The organism is Kribbella sp. NPDC051620 (genome assembly GCF_044453825.1).
Taxonomy (GTDB): Bacteria; Actinomycetota; Actinomycetes; order Propionibacteriales; family Kribbellaceae; genus Kribbella.
This window is the reverse complement of sequence record NZ_JBITDB010000002.1, coordinates 621,946-637,395: the sequence shown is the minus strand read 5'-3', so window position 1 is coordinate 637,395 and position 15,450 is coordinate 621,946. Positions and strand designations below refer to the sequence as shown.

The following is a 15,450-nucleotide window of genomic DNA, read 5'->3' as shown; positions in this document are numbered from 1 at the left end:
ATGCGATGAGCATGTACGTCAGCTAACGGTCCGCGCCCCCAAGGCTCGGACCAGAGGGAGAGTAGTGGCAAAGGTCCGAGTCTACGAGCTCGCGAAAGAGCTCGGAGTTACCAGCAAGGTCGTCCTGACCAGGCTGAACGACATGGGAGAGTTCGTCCGATCGGCGTCCTCGACGATCGAGGCACCCGTCGTCCGACGGTTGGCGGAGGAGTTCGAGAAGAACCCGCCGAAGAAGCGCGCGGCCAAGAAGGCCGCCGCCAGCACCTCAGCAGCGCCGCAGGCGACCGCGCCGGTCACCCCGGCCGCGCCGAAGGCGCCGAGCGCTGAGAGCAGCGCACCGGCTGCCCCGGCCCCGGCCGCTCCGGTTAAGGCTGAGCCCACGGTGGTCGAGACCGCCGCGAGCACCGCCACGTCCGGCGCCGAGGTCACCGAGTCGGCCACTCCGGCCGCCTCAGCCCCGGCCAGCGCTGAGACCAGCACGTCCGCCCCGGCACCGGCTCCGGCCCGTCCGGCGACGGGTTCTACGCCGTCCCCGGCTCGCCCGGGTCCGCGGCCTGGTCCGAAGCCTGGTCCGCGCCAGGAGAGCCCGGCCGCTCCGGCGTTCGAGGCTCCGGCGGCCAAGGCTGCCGAGGCTCCGGCTGCTCCGGCACCGGCTGCTCCGGCCGCTTCGGTGGAGGCTCCTGCCGCACCCGAGGTACCCGCAGTACAGGCTCCTGCTGCTTCCGCGGCGCCGTCGGCTCCGGCCGGTCAGCGTCCCGGCCCGGCAGCGCCGCGTCCGACGGGTGACCGTCCGGCGCCGCGTCCCGCAGGTCCGGGCGGCAACGCCCCGCGTCCTGGTGGTGCCGCGCCGCGTCCGGGTGGTGCTCCCCGTCCGGGTGGCGCCCCGCGTCCCGGCGCTCCCGGTGGCGACCGTGGTGGCCGTCCGGGTGCACCGCGTCCGGGCAACAACCCCTTCAGCTCGACCCAGGGCATGCAGCGCGGTGGCGCGCGTCCGGGTCCGGGTGGCGCTCCGGCGGCCCCGGCCCAGGGCGGCACTCCGGCAGGTATGCCGCCGCGGCCGGCGCAGGCCCGTAGCGGCGGTACCGACCGACCGCGTCCGTCGGGTGGCGTTCCGGGCGCACCGCGTCCGAACCCGGCGATGATGCCGAAGTCCTCAGCCGGTACCTTCACCGGCCGTCCGTCGGGTCCCGGCGGCGGTTCGGGTGGTCCTGGTGGCGGCGGTGGCGGCCGTGGCCGTCCCGGCGGCGGTTCCGGTGGTCCCGGTGCCGGTGCCGGCGCGCGTCCCGGTGGTGGCGGTGGCGGCGGCTTCCGTCCGGGTGGTGGCCCCAGCGGTCCCCCCGGTGGTGGCGGTGGCGGTCGTCCCGGCCCGGGCAACCGTGGCCGTGGCGGAACGCAGGGTGCCTTCGGGCGTCCGGGCGGTCCGGCCCGTCGTGGTCGCAAGTCCAAGCGCGCCAAGCGCCAGGAATTCGACAACATGCAGGCTCCGGCCGTCGGCGGCGTGCGGGTCAAGCACGGTGACGGCGAGGTCGTTCGTCTTGCCCGTGGTTCCTCGCTGACGGACTTCGCCGAGAAGGTCGGCGTCGACCCGGCATCGCTGGTCCAGGTGCTGTTCGCCCTGGGCGAGATGGTGACCGCGACCCAATCGGTCAACGAGGAGACCCTCGAGCTGCTCGGCACCGAGCTGAACTACGACGTTCAGGTCGTCTCGCCGGAAGACGAGGACCGCGAGCTGCTGGAGTCGTTCGACATCGACTTCGGCTCCGACGAGGGCGACGACTCGAACCTGATGGCACGGCCGCCGGTCGTGACCGTGATGGGTCACGTCGACCACGGTAAGACGAAGCTGCTGGACGCGATCCGGCACGCGAACGTCGTGGCCGGCGAGGCCGGTGGCATCACCCAGCACATCGGTGCGTACCAGGTGACGACCGAGGTGGACGGCAAGGAACGCGCCATCACCTTCGTCGACACCCCGGGTCACGAGGCGTTCACCGCCATGCGTGCTCGTGGTGCGCAGGCCACCGACATCGTCATCCTGGTGGTCGCGGCCGACGACGGCGTGATGCCGCAGACGATCGAGGCGCTGAACCACGCCCGCGCGGCCGGTGTGCCGATCGTGGTCGCGGTCAACAAGATCGACGTCCCGGCGGCCGACCCGGTCAAGGTCCGCGGTCAGCTCACGGAGTACGGGCTGGTTCCCGAGGAGTACGGCGGCGACACGATGTTCGTCGACGTCTCGGCGAAGTCGCGGATCAACATCGAGGGCCTGCTCGAGGGTGTCGTACTGACCGCGGACGCTGCGCTGGATCTCCGGGCCAACCCGGACATGCCGGCCCAGGGTCTCGCGATCGAGGCGCACCTGGACAAGGGCCGTGGACCGGTCGCGACCGTGCTGGTCCAGCGCGGAACGCTGCGGGTCGGCGACTCGATGGTCGCGGGTCCGGCGTACGGCCGGGTCCGGGCGATGCTCGACGAGCACGGCAACTCGGTCGAGGAGGCCCTGCCGTCGCGGCCGGTGCTCGTCCTCGGTCTGACCGCCGTGCCCGGCGCCGGTGACAAGTTCCTCGTGGTGGAGGACGACCGGATGGCCCGGCAGATCGCTGAGAAGCGGGAAGCCCGGGCTCGTGCGGCGGCCAACGCCAAGCGGCGCGCGCGCCGTACCCTCGAGGACTTCATGGCTTCCATGGAGAAGGGGCAGACGCAGGAACTGCTGCTCATCCTCAAGGGCGACGGCTCCGGTTCGGTCGAGGCGCTGGAAGACGCGCTGGTCCGGATCGAGGTCAGCGACGAGGTCTCGCTGCGCGTCATCGACCGTGGTGTCGGTGCGATCAACGAGAACGACGTCAACCTGGCCATCGCCTCCGACGCCGTCATCATCGGCTTCAACGTGCGGCCGGCCGGCAAGGCCGGGGATCTGGCCGAGCGTGAAGGCGTGGACATCCGGTTCTACTCGGTGATCTACGCGGCGATCGACGACATCGAGGCGGCCCTGAAGGGCATGCTGAAGCCGATCTACGAGGAAGTCACTCTGGGTCAGGCGGAGATCCGCGAGATCTTCAAGTCGTCGAAGGTCGGAAACATCGCCGGCTGTTGGGTCACCAGCGGCCTGATCAGGCGAAACGCGAAGATCCGGTTGATCCGCGACGGTGCGGTGATCGTCGAGAACGGCGAGCTGTCGTCGCTCAAGCGGTTCAAGGACGACGCGTCCGAGGTCCGCGAGGGCTTCGAGTGTGGTCTGACCGTGCAGAACTACAACGACATCAGGATCGGCGATGTCGTCGAGGCGTTCGAGCTCCGCGAGAAGGCCCGCAGCTAGTACGTAGCACTGCCCTAGTAACGTCCGGAGTGACGGTTTGTTCTTCCGTCGCTCCGGACGTTACGCATGATGTGGACTGAGAAGGAGTGAGCCCTGATGGGTGAAGCAAGGGCGAAGCAGTTGGCCGACCGGATCCAGGTCCTGGTCGCGGAGCTGCTGGAGCGCCGGGTCAAGGACCCGCGACTCGGCTTCGTCACCGTGACGGACGCGAAGCTGACCGCCGATCTGGGCGAGGCGAGCGTCTTCTACACGGTGTACGGCGGCGAGCAGGACCGTGTCTCCACCGCCGCGGCGCTCGAGTCGGCCCGTGGGCTGATCCGCAGCGAGGTCGGCAAGGCACTCGGCCTGCGACGGGCTCCGAGCCTGGCGTTCTACCTGGACGCCGTACCGGAGACCGCCGGTCAGATCGAGGAGTTGCTGGCGAAGGCCCGGCAGGCTGACGCTGAGGTGGCGAAGGCTGCCGCCGGTGCCAAGCCGGCCGGCGACGCCGACCCGTACAAGCGCCGCGAGGACGATGACTCCGACGACGAGTGACGCCGTGGACGCGCCTGTTTCTTCCTCCTCACCGGAGGGGGAGGGCGCGTCCGCTTCGTCGAGTACTTCTAACCTGCCCGTCGGCACTGCAGCTCCTGTTGCTTCGGTCGGCGGCTTCGATGCGTCCGTTGCGGACGGCATCGTCATCGTCGACAAGCCGGCGGGGGTGACCTCGCATACGGTGGTCGCTCGGGTACGGCGGCTGGCGGGGACCCGCAAGGTGGGTCACGCGGGGACGCTGGATCCGATGGCCACCGGCGTACTGGTGGTCGGACTGAACCGGGCGACTCGGCTGCTGGGGCATCTGCAGCTGGCCGACAAGTCGTACGACGCGACGATCCTGCTCGGCGCGACGTCCTCCACGGACGATGCCGAGGGGGAGATCACGGTCGCTGCGTCTGCTGAGGCTTTGGCGGCGGTGACCGCCTCCACGATCGAGGCGGCCGTCGAGCCCTATCGCGGGCCGATCTCGCAGATCCCGTCGAAGGTCTCGGCGATCAAGGTCGACGGCAAGCGCGCGTACGAGCGGGTCCGGGCCGGCGAAGAGGTCGAGCTCAAGGCCCGGAACGTGACGATCAGCCGGTACGACGTCCTCGCCGTCCGAACCGTTGCCGGCGGCATCGAAGTCGACATCTCCGTCGACTGCTCCAGCGGCACCTACATCCGCGCCCTGGCCCGCGACCTGGGCGCCGACCTTGGGGTAGGAGGCCATCTCACGGCACTGCGTCGTACCCGGGTAGGCGCCTTCGGCATGTCGTCCGCCCACACCCTGGAAGAACTGGCGGAGTCCTTCACAATGCTCCCCATCGCCGACGTAGCCGCCGGCACCTTCCCCCGCTTCGACGCCGACGCCGACCAGGCAGCAGCCATCCGCACCGGCCGCCCCCTACCCGGCCTCAAGCTGACCCCAGGCACCCAAACCGCCATGTTCGCCCCCGACGGCACCTTCCTGGCCCTGTACGAACCCCACGGCCCCCTAGCCAAACCCACCGCCGTCTTCGTCAGCTAAACCCTTCTTTCCCACGCGTCAGTTGGATGGTGCGCCGAGTTGGGTGGTGAGTCTGGTTGGGATGATGGTGGTTGCGTAGCGCGGGGTGTTGGGTGGTTCGACGTCTGTCCATTCTCCGGTGTATTTTTCGGCGATCGCACGCTCCAGCGTGAGGTCTGGGTCCGGGGTGAGGTCGCCGATGGTTCCGCGGAGTTCGATGTAGTGGGTGGGGCGGGCGGGGTCGACCACGACGAGGGCGATGCGAGGGTCGCGGCGTAGGTTGCGTAGTTTCTGGCGGCCTTCGACGAGGCTGATGTGGACGGCTTCTCCGTCCCAGAGAAACCAAAGAGGCGTGGTCTGTGGTTCGCCGTGCTTGCCAAGGGTCGAGACAAAAGCCACCGCCGTCGAGCTGAGCAGTCCATGAAAGGTCACCGGGATCTCCATCCCGGCAGAGTACGGCGCGGGGGGCTGCAGAGTCAGACGATTAGACCAAGACCACCGTCGACCCTGAACACATGGGAAGCTCTTCAGGTTGATCCGTCTTGCGGAGAGGATCGTTATGGCTCGGCTTGGTCAGACCTTGTCGTTCGCTGCGGGCCTTTATCGTCAGCGGCTCAGTACGCTTTGGGCGGGCTACGCGGTCGGTGACCCAATGGCTCTGCTGCAGCTCAAGCCCGGTCGGGACGATCCGTACCGGATTTATGAGCGGATTCAGCGAGGTGGGGCGTTGGTGCCTACGCGGCTGGGGAACTGGGTTACGACCAGTCATTCGCTCTGTGATCTGGTACTTCGGGATCGGCGCTTCGGCGTACGGCCGGCCGGTGCGCCGGTCGGCGAGACGCCTACCGACGAGGTCGACCTCTCGTTTCTGGATATGAACCCGCCTGATCACACTCGTTTGCGGCGGCTCGCTCAACCTGCGTTCAGTCCCAAGCAGATGGCCGGCTACCGGCCGCAGATCGAGGCGACCGTCAATGAGTTGCTGGATCGAGCTGTCGAGACCGGAGGCTTCGACCTGGTCGGCGCGTTGGCTGCGCCGCTGCCTATCGCGGTGATCACCAATCTGCTCGGCATCCCCGAAGCGGACGCGGAGAACTTCGCGCGGTACGGGACCGTCATCGGCGGGGCGCTTGACGGAGTGCAGTCGCTGTCGCACGCAGCTCGGCTGCAGAAGGCCGATGCTGAGTTGAACGCGTTGTTCACCGGCCTGTTCGCGCTACGGCGACGCGATCCTGCCGATGACATCATCTCTCGCTTGGTGGCGGCGGAAGGCGAACAGATCCAGCCTGCCGAAATGCTGCCGATGTGCATACTGCTGCTGGTCGCGGGCTTCGAGACGACGGTGAACCTGATCGGCAATGCGGTCAACGCGCTCCTCGACCACCCCGACCAATGGGAGGCGCTCTGCGCGGACCCGGCGACGATGGCGCCCAAGGCGGTTGAGGAGACGCTCCGGTACGACCCGCCGGTCCAACGTACCGGTCGTTTTGCTCTGCAGCCGCTCGAGTTGGCCGGAAAGCCTGTCCAGCAAGGGCAGTTCGTGGTGACCCTGATCGGCGCGGCCAACCGCGACCCCGAGGCGTTCCCTGATCCCGACCGCTTCGACATCGCCCGCGAGCACACCGCCGATCACCTGGCCTTCTCCAGCGGCATCCACTACTGCGTCGGCCAGCCTCTCGCCCAACTCGAAGCCACCGTCGCCCTCCAGACCCTCGCCGAACGCGCCCTCACCCTCCGCCGCGCCGGCCGAACCCGCCGCCGCAACTCCAACACGATCCGCGGCCCCATCCACCTCCCGGTCCGCATCACCACCTCCGTACGCCGCGCCTCCGCCACCATCCGCTGACCAGTCGCTGTAGAGCCGGTCCTCGCCCGGTAGCTAGCGATGGTCGGCAGATTCGAACGGAGACGACGAGGCGGCGGTGCGCTTGATGCGGAGCCGGGCTTTCGCGGCGGCTTTGCGATGCCAGCGGGCACGCCGCCACAGCTGAAGTACTGATCGGCGCCGGCGAGTGTCCAGGTCCTGGGTGATCGCCGTGCGCAAGGCGCTTGTGGTCAACATCAGGTCTGTATAGGCAACCTCGCTCAGCGGAGCGGATGCGTCGGGCGACTTGTGCTGGAGTACGGCGGCGAGGAGTTCCTGGACGTCGCCGTACCGGGCTCGCGCCGACTCGGACATGAAGAGGCCACCGGTCGCGTAGTACCAGGTGCGGTACGACTCGTGGAGCTCCGCGAGCTGGCCGCGGGTCGGTTCGGTGCGTGGCCAGCGGGGGACGGCGCCTGTCGCCTTCCAGAGTTCTGGGTACGCCGCGAGCCGTTGGTCGCGAAGGTTCTCGTCGATCCCCGCCCGGGTGGAGATCCAGCTGTTGACGAGGGCGATCACCCCGGCGGTCAGCAAGGCGAGGACCCCGGTCACCACGGCGCGCATCAGCTCGGATGACATCAGTCGCAGTCTGAGCCCGAGCCTCTCGATGGACAAGAGCTAGTGTCGGGTGCTCGGTCGGCATGGTGATGGGGAGGCTGCGGTGCGGTTGGAGCTGGAGCGCATTCTGGAAGCCCGTGGACGGATCGATCCGGTGTTTCGGGATACACCGCAGTACGAGTGTGAGGCGTTGGGGAAGGTGCTTGGGTGCCGGGTGGTTCTGAAGGTCGAGACGGCCAACCCGGTGCGGTCGTTCAAGGGGCGTGGGACGGAGACCGTCCTGAGCAGGCTGCCGGAAGGCGGTGCTGTCGTTTGCGCGAGTGCGGGGAATCTTGGGCAGGCGCTGGCGTACAGCGGGCGGCGGCGGGGGATCGCGACCACGGTGGTGGCTTCGTCGGCTGCCAATCCGGTGAAGATCGAGCGGATGAAGGCGCTTGGCGCCACCGTGATCTTGGTGGATGGGGAGATCGAGGTGGCGCTCGAGACTGCCGAGCGGATCGCGGCCGAGACGGGTGCGTACCTGGTCGAGGACAGCAAGGACATCGGTACGTGTGAAGGGGCGGCCACGATCGGGGTCGAGCTGTCGGAGTCGGCGGTTGAGCTTGATGCGGTGCTGATCTCGCTCGGGGCCGGTGCGATGGCGTCGGGTGTGGGCTTTGCGGTGAAGAGTCTGGGCCAGAAGACCGAGGTGATCTGTGTCCAGCCGGAGCAGGCGCCGGCGATGACGTTGGCGTTGCGGGCCGGTCGGCCGGTCGAGGTCGGCTCTCCAGACACGATCGCGGACGGCGTCGCCGGGCGATCCATGATCCCGGAGGTACTCGAGGATCTGGCCGAGGTTGTGGATGGCGCGGTCCTGGTGACCGAGGCCGGCATCGTCGAGGCGATGCGGCTTATCCACACCCATGCGGGTCTGGTGGTCGAACCGGCCGCAGCGCTCGGAGTCGCCTCGATTCTGGAGAGCAACGGCCGGTACGCCGGTAAGACGGTCGCCACCATCCTCTGCGGAAGCAATGTCACCCCCGCGGACTTCAACCGCTGGATCGCCTAAGCGACGTCGGGGCGGGTCATTAGGGGGGAGCGCAGGTGTAGCTCCAGGTTGGGGGTGGTCAGCGGGACGGTGCTCCAGGTTGCTGCCGCGGTGTCCGCGTTGATCATCAAGCGGACTCGGTGTGGGGTGGTGATGACGTAGAGGTCGGCGACGAAGGTGTCACCCTGCCAGGCGCCGGTTGCGACGACAGGGCGGCCGAGTGGAGAGCTCTCGCGCCACTCGCCGTGGCCTACCGAGATCTTGAGGGACGGGCCGAGTTGCAGGAGCCAGCCGCCGGCGACAGGTTCGACCGTCACCGCGGTTCCGTCGGGCAGCGCTGAGTCAGCGGGAGAGCCGTCGATCGTCGCCTTCGCCGAACGGGGCGAGCCTGAGCCCGGTACGGGGGTGAAGGACAGTTTCCGCAGGCGATCTTCGAGTAGCTGATCGTCTTCGGGGGTTGCAGCATCCGGGCCAGGCAGCAGGTAGTCCCAGAAGAGGCCGGGCAGCACCTCGGTGGGGCCGACGGCGCCGGTCAGCGCGATGACGAGGTCATGGGACGGTACGACCACGCAGGCCTGCCCGAAGGAGCCGTGGCCGTGGAAGCCGTGGCGCGAGATCCAGAACTGGTAGCCGTACCCGCAGACGAAGTCGGGGTTGTGCGACCAGTTGGGGAGCGGCAAGGTCTCGATGTGCGCCCTGGTCGCGAGGTCGACCCAGTCGGCCGGAACGAGCTGCTGCCCGTTCCAGACCCCTCGCCGTAGCAGCAACTCACCGAAGGCGGCGACGGCCTCGGTCGTCAGGTGGAGTCCGTGGAACCCGAACGACGCCCCGCTCGCCACCCGATCCCATTCGGCGCCTTCGATGCCCATCGGCCGGAACAGCCGCTCGTCGAGCAGCTCCCGCAGGTCGCGGCCGGTGACCCGCTCGACCATCCGCGCCAGGACGTACGTGGTCGAGTTGTCGTAGGAGTGCCGAGTGCCCTCCGGATCGGCGAACGGTACGCGCAGGAAGCCCTTCACCAGGTCGTACGGTTCGAGCTGCCAGGCCTCTTCGAGACTGTCCGGGTCGTGCCCGGCCGTCATCGACAGCAGGTGATGGACGGTGATGCGGCGACCCTGCTCGGAGACATCGTCCGGTACCTGGTCGGGCAACACGTCCACCACCCGATCGTCCAGCGAGAGCAGCCCATCGCTGATCGCGAGCCCGACGGCGACCGAGGTGAACGACTTGGTCAACGAGTAGAGAAGGTGCGGGCGCTCAGCCGAGTACGGCGCCCACCACCCCTCCGCGACCACCTGCCCGCGATGCACGACCATGAGCGAGTGGCACTCGACCGACCGCGCTTCGAGCTGGTCCAGCAGCGCGATGACCGCCCGGGACGACATTCCTGAGGCGGCCGGCGTCGACCGGGGCAGTAGGTGCATCCGGGCACGCTAACAACCATGGCCTTTCCGAGTCACCGGAAGTATCAGCGGCTGGCTATCGTCTCGCCTGCAGGCTTGTCGATACTGGGTTACTGAGATGTCCCATCGACGTCGCGGAGGAAGTCGAGAACGGCGACGGCCAGCTCGCGGGGGGCTTCTTGGGCTGCGTAGTGGCCGACGCCCTCGAGGGAGACGGAGCGAATCGCGCCGGCCGCGACTTGGGCGAAGGTGGCCCTGGTGAAGTCACCGCCTCCGGCGCCGATGGTGAGTACCGGCATCTTGAGCGGGTTCTCGGCGGCGATGGCGGTGATCTCGCCGCCGTCTTGCAGCATCGACCGGTAGAGACCGGTAGCGCCGCGAAAGCCACCGGGCCGCGAGTAGGTCCGGACGTACTCGGCAAGGTCGGCCTCGGTCATCGCTCCAGGTGTCATGGTCATGGGTGGGCCGCTGAACTGAGTAAGGAACTCGTGCTCCCGGCCTGCCAGGAGCATCTCGGGGATGCCTGGGGTGGTGAGCATTCCGATGTACCAGGCGCCTCCGCGGGTGACGTCGGCCAGTCCTTCCATGCCGAATCCGGGCAGCCCTGTCTCGATCGCGGTGAAGCTGCGGACGTCTTCCGGGTGGGTGGCGGCCAGCCGGAAGACAATCATCCCGCTGATGTCCTGGCCGGCGAGGTGTACCGGGCCGACGTCGAGGTGCTCGACGAGGTGGTGCAGGTCGTCGGCGGAAGTCGCGCTGTCGTACGGTCCGGTCTCGTTGCCCGAGTCACCGAAGCCGCGCAGGTCCACGGCGAACACGCGGTGGTTCGCCGCCAGTAGCGGGATGAGCTTGCGGAACGCCCACCAGGTCTCCGGAAAGCCGTGGACCAGCAGGATCGGAGACCCACCGGTTCCGGCTTCGACGTAGTGGAGGCGGGTTCCGTTGAGGTCGACGGAGTGGTGGGTGATCCCGGGCAGTGCTGCGCTCTCGGGGATGGCGGTCATGACAGCTCCCAATTAGACAATCTGGTTGTCCATTGACGATAGACAACCAGATTGTCTTTGTCTAGCGCGGCATCGTAGCCTGGGGTTCATGTCTCGCTCCGGTGCCGACCTCGCACTGCTGTTGCTCGGAGGTTTTCGCAGTCTGGTGGATGCGGCGCACGCCGAGTTGGCTGCCCGCGGGCACGCCGATGTCCGTCCCGTCCACGATTTCGCCATCCGCGCGATCGCGGCTGGTGCCGACAGCGCCTCGGAACTGGCCCGGCGGATGGCGGTCTCGAAGCAGGCGGCGGCCAAGACGATCGTCGTACTGCAGGAGCGGGGCTACATTGCCCGCGACGTTGATCCTGCGGATGCACGTCGCAAACGGCTTCAGGTGACGCCGGAGGGATTCGGCCTTCTCGCTGAAGCCGAGGCGATCTTCGACGAGTTGCGCGATCGCTGGGGGCGGCAGATCGGCGCCGCTCAGCTCGCCGAACTCGAGGCGCAGTTGTCGGCGCTGGTCGGCGCAGAGCCGCTGCGGCTGGATACGCCGGGCTGGATCACGCAAGACCTAGGTGACCCGACGTAGGCAACCTCAGTCCCGGCCAGGATTGCAGATCGCTGGCTACCGGGTCCGGCTGCAGGTACTCTGGCCATCAGACTAAGCGGACGATTTCGTCCGCAACCGTGGATGGCGCCTGTCAGCAGGTGTGGAGATGCTGATGAAGGACCGCGCTGGTCTGGTGTGACGACGAGGAGTACGAACTGGCCGAGGGGGGTGTTCCTGCCTAAGCAGAACCCGCGCCCGCCCGGTAACGAGGTCAAGCCCGACAAGGCGATCGCCACCAAGTACGGGAACGTGATCGTCGGGCCGCCACGCTGAGTGCCATCCCCTGCCATCCAAAGGACCTTCATGACTACGGACCACAACAGCCGGGTGATCGAGGAATTTCGGGCCAACAACGGCAAAGTCGGCGGGTACTTCGAAGGAGCGCCGCTGCTCCTGCTGCACAGCACAGGCGCTCGTTCCGGCGAGCCGCGGATCACTCCGATGATGTATCTGCTGGACGGGGAACGCTATCTGGTGTTCGCCTCCAAGGCAGGCTCCGACAGCAATCCTGCCTGGTATCACAACCTGCTCGCCCATCCCGAGGCGCGGATCGAGGTCGGCGACGACACGATCGCGGTCCAGGCTGTCGAACTGCGAGGCGACGAGCGGGACGCGTACTACGCCGAGCAGGCCCGCCGCTACCCAGGTTTCGCCGGCTATCAGCAGAAGACCGATCGGATCATCCCGGTGATCGCCTTGACGCCTCTCGCCGACCCCGACAACCCGAAGGAGACGGCCCTGTGAGCCGCCAGGAACGCGAGCAGCTCGACCAGATTCTGCGGCACGGCGAGTTCGACATCGGGGGAGACGTCGACGAGCAGCGGGTGATCTTTCACGAGATGATCTCCTCGCTGCCGCTGGCCGACGACATCGTTACGACACCGGGCGAGCTCGGCGGTGTACCGGTGATCACGGTCGGGACTCCGGGCAACGATCCTTCGGTCGTCGTGCTGTACTTCCACGGCGGTGGGTACGCGCTCGGGTCGGCGCGGGACTCGGTCGGGTTGGCGGCCGACGTTGCTCGGCGGGTCGGCGCGCGTGTGATCACCGTGGACTATCGGCTTGCTCCCGAGCATCGGTATCCCGCCGCGCTCACGGACGCGGTCGCCGCGTATCGAGCGCTGCTCGACAGTGGCGTGCCGAGTTCCCAGGTCGCCTTCGTGGGGGAGTCGGCGGGGGGTGGTCTGGTGGTTGCGACACTTGTCGCTCTCAAGGAGGCGGGTTTGCCGCAGCCGTCATCGGCAGCGGTCTTCTCACCGTTTGTCGACCTCACCTTGTCCGGTGCCAGCATGAAGACCAAGGCCGAGGTCGACCCGGCCCTGACCCCTGACGGTCTTCGCCGCCGGGTCGGCGACTACGTGGCCGGCGGGGATCCCGCGGTCGGGACGGTGAGCCCGATCTTCGCCGATCTCACCGGTCTGCCGCCGCTGCTCATCCAGGCCGGCTCGCACGAGATCCTTCTCGACGACGCCACCCGTCTCGCGGCCCGCGCCGCCGCGTACGACGTACTGGTGCAGCTGCAGGTATGGCCGGAGGTGCCGCACGTCTTCCAAGGCTTCGCCGCACTTCTCGACGAAGGTGCCGAGGCGCTCGACTCCGCTGCCGCCTTCACCAAGGCGCATTGGACCGCCGGATAGCCGAAGGACAACCGCGGCCGCCAGTGTGGCCAATCATTCAGATCGATCTGCAGAGGCGCGCTTGGCGCGAGTGTCGCGGTCGGTCGCAACGAGTTCACCGCTGCCGTGCGCGAGCGCTACCCGACGGGCCGGCCGGTTTGGAATCCGATTGGACAGTCGACGACCTGGAGCCCTGGTCTGCGATCATTGCGACGTGAGCGAGCCAGCTTCGAAGTCCGCCGGTCGTCGGCGCGGACCGCGGCGTGATGCGCTCGACAACCGGGACCGCGTGCTGGCAGCCGCCATCATCGCCGTCCGGCGTGAAGGCGCCGCTGTACCTATGGCGACCATCGCGGCGGACGCCGGCGTCGGCGTCGGGACCGTCTACCGCCACTTCCCTTCCCGCGATGCGCTCCTCGCAGCCCTGGCCCACCGATCCGCCGAAATGGTCCTGGACGCCGCGCGTTCGGCCGCCGCTGACGACCGGCCTCCGCTCGATGCCATCCGTGCCTTCCTCTACCAGACCATCAGGGACGGCAAGGAGATCGTTCTCCCGATGCAGAGCGGTCAGCCGCTGACCGACCCCGCCACCAAGGCGGTGATGGCCGACGTGCACCGCATCCTCGACTCGCTGATCAGTCAGGGCCGCGCCGACGGCACGATCCGCGCCGACATCAGCAAGGCCGATGTCGTCGTGTTCGGCGCCATGCTGACTCAGCAACTCCCGCAGACCGGAAACTGGACCCAGGTCGCCCGCCGCCTGGCAGACATCTTCATCGCCGGCCTTCAGCCCTGACTGCACGCCTCACCTACCTCGGACGGTTCCCAAAACTACAGTTCAAGCAACCGACGAAGGTCGGCAGCAGTTCCTCAGACATGTCCAAGCGCTATGGCAGATCGTCGAACAAGCCCCGGTCCCGCAGCAGCGCGGCGACCAGTAGCCTGCCTGGGGGGCCTCGATCGCCCACCTCTGCAGATTCAGGTAGAAGCTGCGAACATCGCCAGGATGGATTCCGGCGGCCGTCAAGTCCCACCTGTCCAGCGCCCAACGCAAACTCAACCTTCGCAACAGAACCGAACTGGCCATCTGAGCCTGGGAAAACCACATGGTCTCCTGAGCCGTTGAGATCCAGGTGACCGCGAAGGCGTGGTCGCCGCGGGAGCCGCCCTTTGCAGGACGGTTCGAAGGACGGCTTGCATCGGGTTCCGGCTGGCCGTTGGACGACCACGGAGCCCGCACTCAGGGTGGGTGAGAGCCTGCGGCTGAGTGAGCGGGGGCGGAGCGAGCCTGGGCTAGTGCTCCGGCGCGACGAGGCAGAACTCTTCGCATCCAGCACTGCGCTGCTATTGGCGGCGGTCCGACGGAGACGGAGTTGTTGACGGATCGCACGCAGGAGGGTTCTTGGCTGGTCGCGCGCGCCCGCGTGGGGAGTGCCGGGCCCGCCTGCCGCCGGGGTTGGTGGCAGGCGGGGGTAGGGGGTTTGTCAGCAGGCGTAGAGGACGGGTTGGAGGGTGTTGGTGCTTACGTCGTAGCCGGCTGCTGTCCATTGGGTGTTGCGTTCGAAGATGTGGGTGAGCATGGTGCCTGCGGGGAAGGTGAGCTTGGTGCCGTTGGCGCGGATGATCATCGACGGGTAGTCGCCGTTCGCGCCCCACATGCCTTCGGTGACGGCGTCGTGGGAGGTGTTGAGGTCGATGACGCCCCGCTCCAGTTGGGTGACCCGGGAGGTCCGGGTGTTCCAGAGCAGGCCGGTGGTGCCGTCGGAGGCGTATTGCTGGCCGCCGATCGAGGTGCCTTCGATGTCGCGTGCCCAGACGTCGCCGTCGTCGATCCCGGGGAGCGCGGTCGGCTGAGCGTTCCAGCTCTTCCACAGGTAGCTCGTCGCACCGAACTCACCGTCGGGAGTGACCCGCCCGACGATCAGCCCCTCGTCGGAGATGTCGTCGAGGTACTCGACGGTGGCACCCGCCGGCGTCGGGAGCAGCCGCGGCTGGCGGCCGGCCGGCCAGACGAAGGCGACCCGCTTGCCGAGCGCCTCGTCCCAGCTGAGACCGACGATGTCCTGGTTGCTGTTCATCGCGTGGAAGTCCGGGAACTGCAGGTTCGCCGGTACATCCAGGATCCGGTATGAATTGGTCTTGGCGGAGTAGATCCAGTAGTCGTTCTTGTCACTGCCATAGGTGGTACCGAGCACCAGCCCACCCTTGATGACCGAGTAGCCGAACGATTCGGCACCGGCCAGCGAAGTGCCGAGCCAGCGCGGTACGCCGTCCACCCAGAGCACGGCTTGCGGGTGCTGGTGCCCGTCGCGGTTGGCCTCCCCGAGGATGTACCGGCCGGACGGGTCGGCGGTGGTGGCCTGGCTCGATCCGGGCAGCGAGTCGGCCGGCAGGTTGAGTACGGTCTTGACGCAGTTCGCCAGTCCTGCTTGGGTTTCCGGGCTCGCGGCGAAGGCCTGTGTGGCCGGCACCGTGGTGGCGAGAAGAGTTGCTGCAACAACGACGTTTCTGATCATGCTGACATTCCCCCAGACAAAGTGGCGGACCAGGG

The 15,450-nt window shown here is 67.9% G+C and carries 15 protein-coding genes; 10 read left to right on the top strand and 5 right to left on the bottom strand.

The annotated features are described in order from the left end of the window. Positions 1–64: 64 nt before the first annotated feature. The 3 genes from infB (at position 65) to truB (ending at position 4,859) form a co-directional block, all read left to right on the top strand. A complete protein-coding gene (gene infB, locus ACIA12_RS10165; protein ID WP_396366587.1) occupies positions 65–3,316 on the top strand; it encodes a translation initiation factor IF-2 in 3,252 nt (1,083 codons plus the stop codon). Between the two features lie 96 nt (positions 3,317–3,412). Further along, positions 3,413–3,850 carry a 30S ribosome-binding factor RbfA gene (rbfA, locus tag ACIA12_RS10160; protein WP_343968385.1) on the top strand — a complete coding sequence of 146 codons (438 nt, stop codon included), beginning with the start codon at positions 3,413–3,415 and terminating at the stop codon, positions 3,848–3,850. Next, positions 3,831–4,859, top strand: coding sequence for a tRNA pseudouridine(55) synthase TruB (truB, locus tag ACIA12_RS10155; protein ID WP_396366586.1), 1,029 nt, complete (start codon positions 3,831–3,833; stop codon positions 4,857–4,859). The genes rbfA and truB overlap by 20 nt, the downstream gene beginning before the upstream one ends. A gap of 18 nt (positions 4,860–4,877) precedes the next feature. Here truB and ACIA12_RS10150 read toward each other — a convergent pair whose 3' ends face one another. Further along, the gene (locus ACIA12_RS10150; protein WP_396366585.1) at positions 4,878–5,282 is read right to left on the bottom strand and encodes a PPOX class F420-dependent oxidoreductase; all 405 of its coding nucleotides are present in this window, start codon (positions 5,280–5,282) and stop codon (positions 4,878–4,880) included. Positions 5,283–5,568: 286 nt separating this feature from the next. Between ACIA12_RS10150 and ACIA12_RS10145 the strand changes: the two genes are divergently transcribed. Next, positions 5,569–6,684, top strand: a complete 1,116-nt coding sequence (locus tag ACIA12_RS10145) for a cytochrome P450 (RefSeq protein WP_396366584.1) — start codon at positions 5,569–5,571, stop codon at positions 6,682–6,684. A 33-nt stretch (positions 6,685–6,717) separates the two neighbouring features. On the opposite strand, the gene ACIA12_RS10140 is transcribed toward ACIA12_RS10145, so the two are convergent. Then, positions 6,718–7,281: a hypothetical protein gene (locus ACIA12_RS10140; protein ID WP_396366583.1), complete on the bottom strand. Its 564-nt coding sequence runs from the start codon at positions 7,279–7,281 to the stop codon at positions 6,718–6,720. 82 nt (positions 7,282–7,363) lie between these two features. On the opposite strand from ACIA12_RS10140, the gene ACIA12_RS10135 reads away from it, so the two are divergent. Then, positions 7,364–8,308, top strand: coding sequence for a threonine/serine dehydratase (locus ACIA12_RS10135; RefSeq protein ID WP_396366582.1), 945 nt, complete (start codon positions 7,364–7,366; stop codon positions 8,306–8,308). Here the strand turns inward: ACIA12_RS10135 and ACIA12_RS10130 are convergent. Together ACIA12_RS10130 and ACIA12_RS10125 are read right to left on the bottom strand one after the other, a co-directional pair. Beyond that, complete coding sequence (locus ACIA12_RS10130; RefSeq protein ID WP_396366581.1) at positions 8,305–9,711, bottom strand: serine hydrolase domain-containing protein; 1,407 nt, start codon at positions 9,709–9,711, stop codon at positions 8,305–8,307. The two genes, ACIA12_RS10135 and ACIA12_RS10130, sit on opposite strands and share 4 nt — an antisense overlap. 89 nt (positions 9,712–9,800) lie before the next feature. Then, on the bottom strand, positions 9,801–10,694 hold the full coding sequence (locus ACIA12_RS10125; protein WP_396366580.1) for an alpha/beta fold hydrolase: 894 nt from the start codon (positions 10,692–10,694) through the stop codon (positions 9,801–9,803). An 88-nt stretch (positions 10,695–10,782) separates the two neighbouring features. Here ACIA12_RS10125 and ACIA12_RS10120 point away from each other — a divergent pair, with 88 nt between their 5' ends. From ACIA12_RS10120 to ACIA12_RS10100, 5 genes are all read left to right on the top strand, one after another. After that, positions 10,783–11,262: a MarR family winged helix-turn-helix transcriptional regulator gene (locus ACIA12_RS10120; RefSeq protein WP_396366579.1), complete on the top strand. Its 480-nt coding sequence runs from the start codon at positions 10,783–10,785 to the stop codon at positions 11,260–11,262. Positions 11,263–11,418: 156 nt separating this feature from the next. Beyond that, positions 11,419–11,556 carry a hypothetical protein gene (locus tag ACIA12_RS10115; RefSeq protein WP_396366578.1) on the top strand — a complete coding sequence of 46 codons (138 nt, stop codon included), beginning with the start codon at positions 11,419–11,421 and terminating at the stop codon, positions 11,554–11,556. Between the two features lie 30 nt (positions 11,557–11,586). Continuing rightward, positions 11,587–12,027, top strand: coding sequence for a nitroreductase family deazaflavin-dependent oxidoreductase (locus ACIA12_RS10110; protein WP_396366577.1), 441 nt, complete (start codon positions 11,587–11,589; stop codon positions 12,025–12,027). Further along, the gene (locus tag ACIA12_RS10105; RefSeq protein ID WP_396366576.1) at positions 12,024–12,920 is read left to right on the top strand and encodes an alpha/beta hydrolase; all 897 of its coding nucleotides are present in this window, start codon (positions 12,024–12,026) and stop codon (positions 12,918–12,920) included. The genes ACIA12_RS10110 and ACIA12_RS10105 overlap by 4 nt, the downstream gene beginning before the upstream one ends. 193 nt (positions 12,921–13,113) lie before the next feature. Then, the gene (locus tag ACIA12_RS10100; RefSeq protein WP_396366575.1) at positions 13,114–13,695 is read left to right on the top strand and encodes a TetR/AcrR family transcriptional regulator; all 582 of its coding nucleotides are present in this window, start codon (positions 13,114–13,116) and stop codon (positions 13,693–13,695) included. 688 nt (positions 13,696–14,383) lie between these two features. Here ACIA12_RS10100 and ACIA12_RS10095 read toward each other — a convergent pair. Beyond that, positions 14,384–15,415, bottom strand: coding sequence for a hypothetical protein (locus tag ACIA12_RS10095; protein ID WP_396366574.1), 1,032 nt, complete (start codon positions 15,413–15,415; stop codon positions 14,384–14,386). Positions 15,416–15,450 lie beyond the last annotated feature (35 nt).

Excerpts from the sequence above, each read along its gene's own strand:
- ACIA12_RS10130 (WP_396366581.1), bottom strand. The coding sequence starts at position 9,711 with ATGCACCTACTGCCCCGGTCGACGCCGGCCGCCTCAGGAATGTCGTCC.
- ACIA12_RS10095 (WP_396366574.1), bottom strand. The coding sequence starts at position 15,415 with ATGATCAGAAACGTCGTTGTTGCAGCAACTCTTCTCGCCACCACGGTG.
- ACIA12_RS10125 (WP_396366580.1), bottom strand. The coding sequence starts at position 10,694 with ATGACCGCCATCCCCGAGAGCGCAGCACTGCCCGGGATCACCCACCAC.
- ACIA12_RS10110 (WP_396366577.1), top strand. The coding sequence starts at position 11,587 with ATGACTACGGACCACAACAGCCGGGTGATCGAGGAATTTCGGGCCAAC.
- ACIA12_RS10150 (WP_396366585.1), bottom strand. The coding sequence starts at position 5,282 with ATGGAGATCCCGGTGACCTTTCATGGACTGCTCAGCTCGACGGCGGTG.
- truB (WP_396366586.1), top strand. The coding sequence starts at position 3,831 with ATGACTCCGACGACGAGTGACGCCGTGGACGCGCCTGTTTCTTCCTCC.
- rbfA (WP_343968385.1), top strand. The coding sequence starts at position 3,413 with ATGGGTGAAGCAAGGGCGAAGCAGTTGGCCGACCGGATCCAGGTCCTG.
- ACIA12_RS10140 (WP_396366583.1), bottom strand. The coding sequence starts at position 7,281 with ATGTCATCCGAGCTGATGCGCGCCGTGGTGACCGGGGTCCTCGCCTTG.
- ACIA12_RS10120 (WP_396366579.1), top strand. The coding sequence starts at position 10,783 with ATGTCTCGCTCCGGTGCCGACCTCGCACTGCTGTTGCTCGGAGGTTTT.